Origin of the sequence: Xanthomonas protegens (assembly GCF_038442435.1) — a bacterium.
Lineage (GTDB): Bacteria > Pseudomonadota > Gammaproteobacteria > Xanthomonadales > Xanthomonadaceae > Xanthomonas_A > Xanthomonas_A sontii.
On sequence record NZ_JAQJCQ010000002.1, the window covers coordinates 64,870 to 77,760 of the forward strand.

A 12,891-nucleotide genomic window follows, 5' to 3' on the forward strand; every position below is an offset into this window, starting at 1 on the left:
TGGCCAGGGCCGTGTACCAGGCACGCCTGCCGTCGCCTCCATGCACGATGCGATTCGGCCGAGCGCACAGGCGGTCGCTGCGGGATGCGACATCGGTACTGGTCCGCCGCCGCGGCGATGCCGCACACTTGCCGGCTGTGATCGAAGGCAGGAACAGGCGATGGCACGGCGATACGGATGGAGCGCGATGCTGGTGGGGCTGGTGGCGTTCGCTGCGGCAGCGGCCGGCCCCGCACCTGGCGAATACAGCACCAAGGAAGGCTGGGGCAGCATGCGGGTCACCGAGAAGGGCGGCGCGCGCCAGTTCGACCTGTTGTCGGTCGGCGCCAACGGCCACACCTGCTCGCTGTCGGGCACGCTGCAGGGCGACAAGGCGGAGGTGAACGATGCAGGCGACGTGCCGTGCAAGCTGGCGTTCAAGCCGGTGCCGGGCGGGTTCAACGTGGCCGCGCTGACCGAGGAAAGCTGCCGCGATTATTGCGGCATGCGCGCCAGCTTCGAGGGCGACTACCTGCAGTTGCCGGCCGGCTGCACCGCCGCGGCCAGCAGCCGGCGGCGCGAGGCCTATCTGCAGGACTACCGCGGCAAGCGCTATGACAAGGCGCTGGCCGGCATGCAGGCGTTCGCAGGCGAGTGTGGCGGCTTCCTCAACTGGCTCGATCGCGACCGCTTCGCCAACGACCGCGCCATCACGTTGCTGCGCCTGGGCCGGCCGCAGGAGTGTCTGGCGACGCTGGACGGCACCCTGGCCGGCCGCAGCCGCGACGAGGCCTCGTTCCAGGCGGAACTGGAAAAGCAGAGCACCATGCTGCCGCCCAGCGACTGGGACGCTTACCTGCCGATCGCCAAGTCCACCTGGTTCAACCGCAAGCTGTGCGAGGCGGCCAGGCGCTGACAGACGCTGTGTGGGTGCGGCGCGCGGATGGCCGCTGCACCGGGCGCTGTCCGCCGCTGCGAGATGCGGCGCGCTGGCTGTGGACGTGCCTGCAGTTGGCGTGCGGCGCGAGAGACACCGAGGCACCTGGCGCCGTCCCATGGCCCACTGGTCGCCGGGGCGTCGCCGGTTGCCGTGGCCGCGGGCGACTGCGCATACTTCCGGCGACCGATTGCGCATTGGCGCCCTGGAGCAAGGATGATCGATCGACTGCGACGCCTGTTGTCCCGCACCTCGCCACGCGGGGCCGATACCGCCCACAAGGCTGCAGGGTCGGAGCCCGCGCCCGACGCGCAACCGCGCCATGCACTGCAGCAGCTGTTGCTGCAGGTGCTGCAGCGCGAGGGGCATGCGGCGACCCTGCACGACGAGGTGGTCGTGCTCGGCAACGGCCTGCAACTGCTCACCGAATTGGTGGATCTGGCCGAGCTGCGCAGCGGCGTGCGCACGGCCAGCTGCATTCGCGTGCATCACCGCAGCCTGTTCCCGGACGGGATCGTCGAGTTCCAGCATTCCATCGGCGAGGACACCGACGCGAGCCTGGCCTCGGGCTTCACGACCTGGGCGCGCACCGATCTGGTGGCGCTGTCGGAGGCGGTGGCGGCACCGGCCGATGCGCGCTGCATGACGCTGCAGATGGAGTTCCCGGCCTCGGCCACGGCCGAGGCCGCGGTGCGGCGCACGGTGGTGCTGGGGCCGGTGGCGCATATGAATGGCGACGCCGCGCGGGCCGCGGCGGGCGAGGACACGGAACATGCGTTCTGCCCGTGCTGCCTGTTCACCAACAGCCTGGACGCCTTGATGCCGTTGCTGCAGCGGGATCAGCGCATGCTCGGGATCCGCCTGTTCGCCTCGCGCGACGCCGACGGCGAGGTCGCGGCCGACTGCCGGGTCAACGGCGAGGACTTTCCCGACGGCGTGGCCTGCCTGCGTCGCTACGCCGAGACCTGGCCGGCGCTGGGCGCCATGGAATTCCGCAAGCAGTACGCGGTGGTGCGCCTGCCGGAGCCGGTGGCGCCGGACACCTCGCACTGACGCGTCATCGCGCGCTGCCCGAGCGCGCGCCCAGTGTTGGGTAGTGGCGGCTTAGGCGACCGCAGCGGCATCCGCCGGCGCGCTGGGCAGTGCCGACGCCACGATGCCGTGCAACTGCGCGGCCAGCGCCTTGCGGTCGCTGCCCGGCGCCACCGCGAGCGGTGCGTGGAAGGTCACCCTGACCACCGCACCGGACAGGCGCAGGAAATGCGCGACGTGCGCACCGGCCTGCATCTCGCCGTAGAAGGCGTAGGCATCGCGATCGCCGCCTTGCGCGATGGGGTGCCCGTCGACGCTGCGCAGCTCCAGCGTGAACGGCTGCAGCGTCCACTGTCGCGCGCCCGGGTCGGCACTGAGGAACAGCGAGAACAGGCTGGACTTGAACGGCGCCACCCGCTCGCCGGAGGAGGTGGTGCCCTCGGCGAACAGCACCACGTCGTGATCCGGGCGCAGTTGCGCGGCGACCGCGGCCGCCACTGCCGCAGCATCCTGGCGGCGCCGGCTGATGAACACGGTCTGCGCCAGCGCGCCGATGTGGCGCATGCCCGGCCAGCGTTCCATGTCGTTCTTGGCGATGAAACGCGCGCGCAGCAGGCTGCCCAGCACCACGATGTCGAAGTGGGAGATGTGGTTGCCGACGAACAGCGTGCCGCCTGCGTCGCGCGGCGCGCCCACCACCTCGACGCGAATGCCCAACGCGCGCCGCAGGCAGCCGAACCACAGCCGCGGCAGCACGAACGCGGCGCGGCCGCGGGTAAAGCGCATCAGCAGCCACTGCGGCGGGATCAGCAGCAGGCTGGCCGCGATGCAGACGGCGAGCCGGACGATGGCGCGCACGCGGCCGATCGGGGTGTCTGCAGCATGTCGGGGCGAAGCGGAAGGCATCGGGATCGCAGGTGAGGGCACGGTCGGCACGCGTGGCGGCGCGCCCGCGGCGATGGTAGCCGAGGCGTGTGTACTTCAGCATCCAGGGGTGTCCTGGTGGCAGTCCGGCGCGCGCTGTTTGCTTCGTTCGTCGCGGCTGAAGCCGCTCCTACGGGAGCTTGCGGTGTGCTGGCTGGGGGCAGTGTGGAGGGACTTCAGTCCCGACTGCTTCCAGGAACGGATGGCCGGTCTGCTTCGCTCGTCGCGGCTGAAGCCGCTCCTACGGGAGCTTGCGGTGTGCTGGCTGGGGGCAGTGTGGAGGGACTTCAGTTCCGACTGCTTGCAGGAACGGATTGCTGGTTTGCCTTGCTCGTCGCGGCTGAAGCCGCTCCTACGGGAGCTTGCGATGTGCTGGCTGGGGGCAGTGTGGGAGGGACTTTAGTCCCGACTGGTTCCAGGAACGGATGGCTGGTCTGCTTCGCTCATCGCGGCTGAAGCCGCTCCTACGGTGATTTGCGCTGCGTGTGTCGGGTAGGAGGCGCGGTTGCTTGGTCGATGCCCAGCGGTGCTGAGGTCGTCGCCGCTGAAGGGAACCCCATCACTCCCGGGGAGGTGCGCCGTAGGAGCGGCTTCAGCCGCGATGAGGCGTTAGGGGGAAAGCCTGTCGCGGCTGAAGCCGCTCCCACAAGTCAACCTCGCTCACCGAGCCATGGCAAGTGACTAGCGGTGCGCCGATGGCGCGCCTGCAGAGTCTGCTGAGGTCGCCGGCTCAGCGCGCGCTGTCGCCTGTGTGCAGTCCGCACGCTGTGAGATGGCGAACGACGTCAGCGTCCAGTCATGCATGGACGCTTCCTCAACGCCGTAGATCCACGATTGGCGCAGGCCGTCGATGCAGCTGGCGATGGCGATGCTGTCGCCGGGCGCGCCCTGGTCGGGCAGCGGCAGCGCTACCGGCGCCTGGGTCGGCACGCCGTGCAGCGCACGTGCGTAGGTCAGCATCAGCGGGCCGAGTCGCTCCAGGTTCTGGGCCCGTGCCGGGCCGGCGTCCGATGGCCGATGCTGCGCCAGCCAATCGCGCACCTGCCGCCATTCGGGCGTGCCCGCGGCGTAGGTGTCGGTACTGGACACGCGCAGGCTGTCCGGCACGTCCGGCGCGGCGTAAGCCGCCAGCGGCAGCAGGGCGAGCAGCAGCGTGCCCATGCCCCATCGCGCGTGCCGGGGGCGCGTCTGCCCGTTTTCGAACGCATCATCGCCGCATTTGTGCATCCGCCCGCTCCCTGCTGGTTGCCGATGGCGCGACGATAGCACCATCGGTGGCCATGCGTGCCCGCGTGGCCCGGGCATGTCGCCGGCCGCGCTCGCGCTCAGCGTTTGCCGGGACGATCGGCCAATGAGGCCTGCAGCGCGGTGGCCAATGCCGCGTCGCCGCTGACCAGTGCGCTCCAGCGCAATTCCAGGCCCTTGCGCCGGCCCTTCTCGGTGAGCTTCAGGCCATCCGGGTCCACGGTCAGGGTGTAGTGCACGCCGTCGATGTCCAGTTCGCGGCGAAGGGGTTTGTCGAGCGGGGTCATGCGGCGGCTCCCGTTTTCACGATGCGACGAGGGTAGCGGGGCGAAGGTGATGGCAGGTTCTGCAGGCGCGCCGGATGAAGTCGCTCAAGATCGCCACCTACAACGTCAACGGCATCCGCAGCCGCTTGCCGCAGCTGCTGCAATGGTTGCAGCGCGAGGCGCCGGACATCGTCGGGCTGCAGGAGCTCAAGCGCGTGGATGTGGGCTTTCCGCTCGCCGAGCTGCATGCCGCCGGCTACGGCGCGGTGTGGATGGGGCAGTCGAGCTGGAACGGCGTGGCGCTGCTGGCCAGGGGCTGCGATCCGGTCGAGAGCCGGCGCGGCCTGCCCGGCGATCCGCGCGACACCCAGAGCCGCTACATCGAGGCGATGGCGCACGGCGTGCTGGTCGGTTGTCTGTACCTGCCCAACGGCAATCCGTGCCCGGGTCCGAAGTTCGACTACAAGCTGGACTGGTTCGCGCGGCTGCAGCGGCATGCGCAGCAGCTGGTGGCGCTGCCGCATCCGGTGGCTCTGATCGGCGACTTCAACGTGGTGCCCACCGATGCGGACATCTACAACCCGGCCTCGTGGCGGCGCGATGCGCTGCTGCAACCGGAGAGCCGCCAGGCCTATGCCGAGCTGCTGGCGCAGGGTTGGACCGACAGCCTGCGCGAAGTGCACGGCGAGCGCCACGTGTACACGTTCTGGGATTATTTCCGCCAGCACTGGCAGCGCGATGCCGGGCTGCGTATCGACCACCTGCTGCTGAATCCCCCGCTGGCCGCGCGCCTGCGCGACGCCGGCGTGGACCGCTGGGTGCGCGACCTGCCGCATGCCAGCGACCATGCGCCGACCTGGGTCGCGGTGACCGCGTCGCCGGGCCGCGGTGCAGCCAAATCATTGGCCAAGCCGAGGCGCGGCGTCGAGGGCGCTGGAAGCCAGACCACGCGCGGCGCTGCGAAGAAGTCTGCACGTCCATCCGCGTCTGGCGCGACGTCGCCAGCAGCGAAGGCGGCAGCGCGGAGCAACGGCAAGACGACGGCCAGGACCGCAGCGAAATCGACTAAGCCAACGCCGGCAGCAAAGACGACAAGCGCAAAGACGACAAGCGCAAAGACGACAAGCGCAAAGACGACAAAAGCGAAGACGCCGAAAGCAAGCACGCCACGTGCTGCCGCCACGGTGCCGCCGACGCCCGCGCGCGGCGGCAAACGCCGCAAACCATCCCTTCTCCCTCCGGGAGAAGGTGGCGCGTAGCGCCGGATGAGGGTACGGCGAAGCGGGGAAGGTACCGACCCCGCGCTACCGCCGCGTCCCGGCGTCTTCCCTTACTTCAACATCTCGGTAAACGCGCGATCGGCCTCGATCACGTCCGGCAGCGCGGCGAACAGCGCGTCCAGGTCCACGTCGTCCAGCAGCGGGCCGGTCACCGCCTGCCGCGCCTGGTCGTTGGCGCCGCCGTGGCGTTCCAGCGCGTCGGCGACCAGCGCCGCCTGGGCGACGACCTTCGGCATCGGCTCGCCTTCCGGGGCCTGCAGCGGCCGCGCCTGGAAGGCGATGGCGGTCTGGATCACCTGCGGCAGGTGCCAGCGCCGCGCCAGCTCGGCGCCCACTTCCGGGTAGCCGAAGCCCAGTTGCACGGTCTCGTCGGCGGCGCGGCCGCTGGACGAGGCGTCCGGGTGCAGTTGCGCGGCGTAGTCGGGCGCGCCGGTCTGGATCAGCAGTTCGCCGATGTTGTGCATCATGCCGCAGGTGAAGGCGGTCTCCGCGTCCAGGCCCTTCTGCCGCGCCAGCAGCCGGCACACGCCGGCCACTTCGAAGCTGTGCAGCCAGAACGCGCGCAGGTCGAAATGCGCCGGCGCATGGAACGCGCCGGTCACCGAGGAGGCCAGCACCAGGGTGCGCAAGGTGTTGAAGCCCAGGCGCAGCGCCGCGTCTTCCACCGTGGTGGAATCGCGCGCGCCACGGAAGCGCGCCGAATTGGCCAGCCGCAGCACCTTGGCCGCGATCACCGGGTCCCGCTCGATGTTGCGCGCCACCGCGTCCAGGCTGGTGCCCGGCGCATCGAACTGCAGGATCAGGTCCTGCGCCACCTGGGGAATGGTCGGCAGGGTGTGCAACTGGTCGAACAGCGCCTCTAGCTTCATGGGACCCTCGGAACGGAACGGGAGGCGGGCAGGGCCGGCATCCGGCCGCGCCGCCACGGTGGCGGAATGCGCGCATCCTACCGATTCGCGATGGCCGGCGTGTGGATGGCCGGCGTCGCGGCGACGGCCGCGCCCTGGTGCAGCGGTGCGCGCGGCTCAGCCGGCGGTGCGCACGCGCAGGGTCAGGCCCTTGAGGAAGTTGCGCAGCAACTGGTCGCCGCACAGGCGGAAATTCTTGTGCTCCGGCTGCCGGAACAGCGCCGACAGTTCCGGCTTGGACACCGGGAAACCGGCGGCGTCGAAGATCTGGTGCATGTCCACGTCCTTGAGCTGGAACGCCACGCGCAGCTTCTTCAGCACCACGTTGTTGGTGATGCGCGCTTCCACCGGGCGCGGCGGCAGGCTCTCGTCGCGGCCGCGGTAGTGGAACACCAGCCCGTCCAGCACATGCGCCAGCACCGCGTCGCTGCATTCGACGAAGCCGTCTTCGTCCTCCTTCTTCAGCCACGCCGGGATCTGCGCCTTGTCGATCGGGAACGCCGGATCGGCGAGGTGCGCCAGATCGACGATCTTCTGGTCGCTCAGGTCGAGCATGTAGCGGATGGAGCGCAGGATGTCGTTGTTGAGCATGGCAGGTGTGGGAGTGCGGGAGGCCCGGCGAGGGGCGCTAGTCTAGGCGCTGGTCCGCATCAGTGCGTAGACCGCGCAGGCCCAGGCCAGGGTTGCGGTTCACCGAGGGTGTGTATGCGGCGCGGTTGCATCCGCGGGCGCATGCGCCATCATCCATGCATGGACCATTCGATTCCCAAGCCGAGCGCGGTGTCCGCGCTGAATCCCCGCCAGGAGCAACTGGTGGCGCTGGTGCGCCAGCAGGGCTATGCCGAGGTGGAAGGGCTGGCGGCGCGCTTCGAGGTGACGCCGCAGACCATCCGCCGCGACCTGACCCTGCTGTGCGAGGCCGGCGTGCTGCGCCGCTACCACGGCGGGGTGAGCCTGCCGTCCAGCGTGGAGAACCTGGCCTACACGGCGCGCAAGTCGCTGCAGGCGCAGGAGAAGCGGCGCATCGCCACGCTGCTGGCGCAGCACATTCCCGACGACGCCTCGCTGTTCATCAACATCGGCACCACCAACGAGGACGTGGCGCGCGCGCTGATGGGCCACAGCGGCCTGCGCGTGATCACCAACAACCTCAACGTCGCGGTGATGATGAGCGCCAATCCCAGCTTCGAGGTGATGGTGGCCGGCGGGCGCGTGCGCGGCCGCGACCAGGGCGTCACCGGCGAGGCCACCATCGAGCTGATCCGCCAGTTCAAGGTGGATTTCGGCGTGATCGGCATTTCCGGCATCGATCCGGACGGCACCCTGCTGGATTTCGACTTCCACGAGGTGCGGGTGGCGCAGGCGATCATCGAGCACTCGCGGCAGGTGTTCCTGGCCGCCGACCACAGCAAGCTCGGCCGCAACGCGATGGTGCGGCTGGGGCCGATCGGGCGGGTGCACGCCTGGTTCACCGACCGTGCGCCGCCGGACGAACTGGCCGCCGTGCTCGACGCGGCCGGCACCCGGGTGTTCGTCGCCGAGGGCGATGCGGCAGACTGGCGCGCGCCGGTGCTGGACGCGGCTGCGGATTGAGGGCACCTGTAGCAACGACGAAGGCCATTGGTAGGAGCGGCTTCAGCCGCGAGGCCTTACCGGGAATGCCCGTCGCGGCTGAAGCCGCCCCTGCAATCAATCGAGCCAAGACATCCCGCCGCGCTCCGGCAATACGCGTTGTTGGAGGTGTCCTTGAGTCAGCCCGCCGGCCCTGGCGCTAACGCCAGCGGCGGACGGGGGATCATGTTCGAATTATTTCGTTAATGTTGCGTGATGTGGTGTGCTCGACACGTCGCGGCGCCGCCATATGCACGTTTGGCTGTCTACAGCCTAAGTAAGGTAGGGCGTTCGATCCGTCTTCCGGGGCGCTGTCGACGCCACGCTGCAGTGCAGCGTGATATGTTCGGAAATGTTCGTTTACGATCTTTTCGTCCTCAGTCCTGCGCTTGGCCGCTGTTGCCGAGCCGGACACGACACTTCCGGAGTCGGCTATGCGTGAGACCTACGATGTGCTGGTGGTCGGTGGCGGCATCAACGGCGTGGGCATCGCCCGCGACGCGGTGGGCCGTGGCCTGTCGGTGTGCCTGTGCGAGCGCGACGACCTGGCCGCGCATACCTCCAGCGCCAGCACCAAGCTGATCCACGGCGGCCTGCGCTACCTGGAGCAGTACGAGTTCGCCCTGGTCGGCAAGGCCCTGGCCGAGCGCGAGGTGCTGCTGCGGCTGGCCCCCCACATCATCTGGCCGCTGCGCTTCCTGCTGCCGCACCAGCCGCACCTGCGCCCGGCGTGGATGATCCGCACCGGCCTGTTCCTGTACGACCACCTGGGCCGCGGCCGCCGCACCCTGCCGGGCTCGCGACGCCTGGCGCTGCGCACGCATCCGGTGGGCGTGCCGCTGCGCGAGGAGTTCCGCACCGGCTTCGTCTATTCCGATGCCTGGGTGCAGGACGCGCGGCTGGTGGTGCTCAATGCGATGGACGCCGAGCAGCGCGGCGCGCGCATCCTCACCCGCACCCGCTGCATCGGCGCGCGTCGGGTCGATGGCCTGTGGCAGGTGCAGCTGCAGCACGCCGACGGCCACCGCGAGGAGCTGCGCGCGCGGTCGCTGGTCAATGCCGCCGGGCCGTGGGCGGTGCAGTTCCTGGACGAGGTGGCGCACGTCGGCCACGACCACGCGCTGCGCCTGGTCAAGGGCAGCCACATCGTGGTGCCGCGGCTGTTCGAGCACGACCATGCCTACATCTTCCAGCAGCCGGACCGGCGCATCGTCTTCGCCATTCCGTACGAGCAGGACTACACCCTGATCGGCACCACCGACGTCGACTACCGCGCCGACCCGGCCGCACCGCGCATCGACGGCGAGGAGACGCGCTACCTGTGCGAGGCGACCAATCGCTACTTCCGCAAGCAGATCGCCCCGGACGACGTGGTGTGGAGCTACAGCGGCGTGCGCCCGCTGCTCGACGACGAGGAGGACAACGCCGCCGAGGTCACCCGCGACTATCTGCTGGAACTGGATGCGCGCGACGGCGCGGCCCTGCTCAACGTGTTCGGCGGCAAGCTCACCACCTACCGCAAGCTGGCCGAGGAGGCGGTGGACCGGCTGACCGCGCATGCCGGGCGCAAGGCGCCGGCCTGGACCGCGCACGGCGCGCCGCTGCCCGGCGGCGAGCGCAACGACATCGCCACGCTGGCGCGCGAGCTGCGCGCGGCGCGGCCGTGGCTGGCCGAGGCCACTGCGCAGCGGCTGGCGCGCAACTACGGCACTCGCGCGGAAACGCTGCTGGGCGACGCCGCCTCGCTGCAGGACCTTGGCCAGCACTTCGGCGCCGACCTGTACCAGGCCGAGGTCGACTACCTGCGCCAGCACGAGTGGGTGGTGGAGGCCGAAGACCTGCTGTGGCGGCGCAGCAAGCTCGGCTTGCGCGTGGACAACGCCGGCCGCCAGCGCCTGGTCGCCTATCTGCAACAGGCGCCGGCCACGCTGGCCGCGGCACCGGCGTGACCAAAACGCTGCCGCAGGCCCGGTTCGGGCCGCGGCGGCACGTGCACAATCGCGCTGCGCCCGGCCCCCGCCGTGGCGCACGAACCTGGACGCAACCGTGGAGGGTGGCAGGCATGGGTGGATCGACAGCGGCAACGACGGCAGGCCGGGAGGCATGGGCATGAGCCGGCAACTGATAGGCGAACTGATTTCCGAGGCGATCGCGATGCTGATCATCATCGCCTTCGGCTGCTCGGTGGCGTGCATGTACGTGCTCTACGACCCCAGCCCGTACCAGCACGCCTACTGGGGCGTGTGCATCGCCTGGGGCCTGGCGGTGACCATCGCCATCTACGTCACCGGCTCGGTGTCCGGCACCCACGCCAATCCGGCGGTGACCCTGGCACTGGCGCTGTACCGCGGCTTTCCCTGGCCCAAGGTGCTGCCGTACTGGGTGGCGCAGGTGATCGGTGCGTTCCTGGGCGCCTGGATCGTCTACCTGCTGTTCGCGCCGGTGATCGACCACTACAACCAGGCCCAGCATCTCACCCGCGCCGGCGGCGGCGCGGCCGGGGTGTTCTTCACCGCGCCCGGCCTGGCGATCACGCCGATGCACGCGCTGCGCGACCAGGTGATCCTGACCGCGTTCCTGATCTTCGGCATCTTCGCCATCACCGAGCGCTACAACGAGGCCGCGCCCACCGCCAATTCCGGTGCGCTGATCATCGGCCTGCTGGTGGCCACCATCGGCGCGTCGATGGGCTACCTGGAAGCCTGGGCGATCAATCCGGCCCGCGACTTCGGCCCGCGCCTGTTCGCCTACGTCGCCGGCTGGGGCTCCTCGGCGCTGCCGTCGGCCGACAACTACTGGTGGATCCCGATTGTTGGCCCGCTGATCGGCGGCGTGATCGGTGGCGCCGCCTACCAGCTGCTGATCTATCCGTTCCTGCCGGCACGGGTGAAGGCGCTGGAAGAAGAACAGGCCGCCGCGCGCCGCGGCTAGCGCGCTGGCAGCGCCTTCGTTTCCGCGCGCGGCGTGCGCGCCTCCCTAATTCCCCGTTGGCGCCGCGCCCGTGCGCGCGGCGTGCATCCCCGCAGGAGTCTCCGATGGAAAAGCAGTTCATCCTGGCCATCGACCAGGGCACCACCAGTTCGCGCGCGATCCTGTTCGACCGCCAGGGCCGCATCGTCGGCATGGCCCAGCGCGAGTTCTCGCAGATCTTTCCGCAGCCGGGCTGGGTCGAGCACAACCCGCGCGAGATCATGACCAGCGTCTACACCACGATCACCGAGCTGCTCAACAACCACCAGGTGGACGCCAGTGCGATCGCCGGCATCGGCATCACCAACCAGCGCGAGACCGCGGTGGTGTGGGATCGCGCCACCGGCCAGCCGATCTACAACGCCATCGTCTGGCAGTCGCGGCAGACCAAGGACATCTGCGACCAGCTCAAGGCCGACGGCCACGAGGACCTGGTGCGGGCCAAGACCGGCCTGCTGATCGATGCCTACTTCTCCGGCACCAAGGTCAAGTGGATCCTCGACCACGTCGAGGGCGCGCGCGAACGCGCGCAGCGCGGCGAACTGGCCTTCGGCACCATCGACAGCTGGCTGATCTGGAACCTAACCGGCGGCAAGGTCCACGTCACCGACTACACCAATGCCTCGCGCACGCTGCTGTACAACATCCATGAACTGCGCTGGGACGAGGAACTGCTGCAGTTGCTGGACATCCCGGCCTCGATGCTGCCGGAGGTGCGTTCGTCCAGTGAGATCTACGGCAACACCCAGGGCCAGTATTTCTACGGCCATGCGGTGCCGATCGCCGGCATCGCCGGCGACCAGCAGGCGGCGCTGTTCGGCCAGGCCTGCTTCGAACCGGGCATGGCCAAGAATACTTACGGCACCGGCTGTTTCATGCTGATGAACACCGGCGAGAAGGCGGTGGCCTCGAAGAACGGGCTGCTCACCACCATCGCCTGGGGCGTGGACGGCAAGGTGGAGTACGCGCTGGAAGGCGCGATCTTCGTCGCCGGTTCGGTGGTGCAGTGGCTGCGCGACGGCCTGCGCATGCTCGGCAAGGCCAGCGATTCGCAGGCCTACGCCGAGCGTGCCGGCGACAATGACGGCGTGTACTTCGTGCCGGCCTTCGTCGGCCTGGGTGCGCCGTACTGGCGCAGCGACATCCGCGGCGCGGTGTTTGGCCTGACCCGCGGCACCACCAAGGAGCACTTCATCCGCGCCGCGATCGAGTCGATGGCCTACCAGACGCGCGACGTGCTGACCGCGATGCAGGTCGATTCAGGCATCGAGCTGAAGGAACTGCGCGCCGACGGCGGCGCCATCGCCAACGACTTCATGGCGCAGTTCCAGAGCGACATCCTCGACGTGCCGGTGCTGCGTCCGGAGGTGGCCGAGACCACTGCGCTGGGTGCGGCCTACCTGGCCGGCCTGGCGACCGGCTTCTGGAAGAATCGCGGCGAGATCGCCCAGCAATGGGCGGTGGACCGCCGTTTCGAGCCGGACATGCCGGCCGAGCGCCGCGAAGCGCTGTACGCCGGCTGGCAGCAGGCGGTGGAGGCGACGATGGGGTTCCGGATTCGCTGAGGCGAGCAAGACACGTAGGAGCGGTTTCAATCGCGACCGGGCGCTCCTGGGAAGGCCTGGTCGCGGCTGAAGCCGCTCCTACGACGGTGGGATGCCTTGCGTCTGTCGGCAGCAAGACCGCTTCATCGTTCGTGCTGCCGCGAAGCTGGCAGCCGCGACTTGAGTCTCGTAGGA

At 69.5% G+C, this 12,891-nt stretch carries 12 protein-coding genes; 7 read left to right on the top strand and 5 right to left on the bottom strand.

Annotated features, from left to right (window positions below):
• Positions 1-160: 160 nt before the first annotated feature.
• Both PIQ37_RS04090 and PIQ37_RS04095 read left to right on the top strand, forming a co-directional pair.
• The gene (locus PIQ37_RS04090; RefSeq protein ID WP_267086733.1) at positions 161-895 is read left to right on the top strand and encodes a hypothetical protein; all 735 of its coding nucleotides are present in this window, start codon (positions 161-163) and stop codon (positions 893-895) included.
• A 237-nt stretch (positions 896-1,132) separates the two neighbouring features.
• Positions 1,133-1,969 carry a DUF6348 family protein gene (locus PIQ37_RS04095; protein ID WP_342072470.1) on the top strand — a complete coding sequence of 279 codons (837 nt, stop codon included), beginning with the start codon at positions 1,133-1,135 and terminating at the stop codon, positions 1,967-1,969.
• 51 nt (positions 1,970-2,020) lie between these two features.
• Here PIQ37_RS04095 and PIQ37_RS04100 read toward each other — a convergent pair whose 3' ends face one another.
• The 3 genes from PIQ37_RS04100 to PIQ37_RS04110 all read right to left on the bottom strand — a co-directional run bounded on the left by PIQ37_RS04100 (position 2,021) and on the right by PIQ37_RS04110 (position 4,404).
• Positions 2,021-2,806, bottom strand: coding sequence for a lysophospholipid acyltransferase family protein (locus PIQ37_RS04100; RefSeq protein ID WP_342072471.1), 786 nt, complete (start codon positions 2,804-2,806; stop codon positions 2,021-2,023).
• Between the two features lie 747 nt (positions 2,807-3,553).
• Positions 3,554-4,033 carry a hypothetical protein gene (locus tag PIQ37_RS04105; protein ID WP_342072472.1) on the bottom strand — a complete coding sequence of 160 codons (480 nt, stop codon included), beginning with the start codon at positions 4,031-4,033 and terminating at the stop codon, positions 3,554-3,556.
• A gap of 164 nt (positions 4,034-4,197) precedes the next feature.
• Positions 4,198-4,404 carry a hypothetical protein gene (locus PIQ37_RS04110; RefSeq protein WP_342072473.1) on the bottom strand — a complete coding sequence of 69 codons (207 nt, stop codon included), beginning with the start codon at positions 4,402-4,404 and terminating at the stop codon, positions 4,198-4,200.
• Positions 4,405-4,478: 74 nt separating this feature from the next.
• Here PIQ37_RS04110 and PIQ37_RS04115 point away from each other — a divergent pair, with 74 nt between their 5' ends.
• Positions 4,479-5,642 carry an exodeoxyribonuclease III gene (locus tag PIQ37_RS04115; RefSeq protein WP_342072474.1) on the top strand — a complete coding sequence of 388 codons (1,164 nt, stop codon included), beginning with the start codon at positions 4,479-4,481 and terminating at the stop codon, positions 5,640-5,642.
• Positions 5,643-5,713: 71 nt separating this feature from the next.
• Here the strand turns inward: PIQ37_RS04115 and PIQ37_RS04120 are convergent, their stop codons facing one another.
• Positions 5,714-6,532, bottom strand: a complete 819-nt coding sequence (locus PIQ37_RS04120) for an HDOD domain-containing protein (protein ID WP_017907477.1) — start codon at positions 6,530-6,532, stop codon at positions 5,714-5,716.
• Positions 6,533-6,688: 156 nt separating this feature from the next.
• Positions 6,689-7,162 carry a YehS family protein gene (locus PIQ37_RS04125; protein ID WP_152238671.1) on the bottom strand — a complete coding sequence of 158 codons (474 nt, stop codon included), beginning with the start codon at positions 7,160-7,162 and terminating at the stop codon, positions 6,689-6,691.
• A gap of 159 nt (positions 7,163-7,321) precedes the next feature.
• Here PIQ37_RS04125 and PIQ37_RS04130 point away from each other — a divergent pair, with 159 nt between their 5' ends.
• The 4 genes from PIQ37_RS04130 to glpK all read left to right on the top strand — a co-directional run bounded on the left by PIQ37_RS04130 (position 7,322) and on the right by glpK (position 12,717).
• Positions 7,322-8,164 carry a DeoR/GlpR family DNA-binding transcription regulator gene (locus PIQ37_RS04130; protein WP_407136876.1) on the top strand — a complete coding sequence of 281 codons (843 nt, stop codon included), beginning with the start codon at positions 7,322-7,324 and terminating at the stop codon, positions 8,162-8,164.
• 452 nt (positions 8,165-8,616) lie between these two features.
• A complete protein-coding gene (glpD, locus tag PIQ37_RS04135) occupies positions 8,617-10,131 on the top strand; it encodes a glycerol-3-phosphate dehydrogenase (protein WP_342072476.1) in 1,515 nt (504 codons plus the stop codon).
• A gap of 160 nt (positions 10,132-10,291) precedes the next feature.
• Positions 10,292-11,113: an MIP/aquaporin family protein gene (locus PIQ37_RS04140; protein ID WP_342072477.1), complete on the top strand. Its 822-nt coding sequence runs from the start codon at positions 10,292-10,294 to the stop codon at positions 11,111-11,113.
• Positions 11,114-11,217: 104 nt separating this feature from the next.
• A complete protein-coding gene (glpK, locus tag PIQ37_RS04145; RefSeq protein WP_342072478.1) occupies positions 11,218-12,717 on the top strand; it encodes a glycerol kinase GlpK in 1,500 nt (499 codons plus the stop codon).
• The last annotated feature ends 174 nt before the right edge of the window (positions 12,718-12,891 follow it).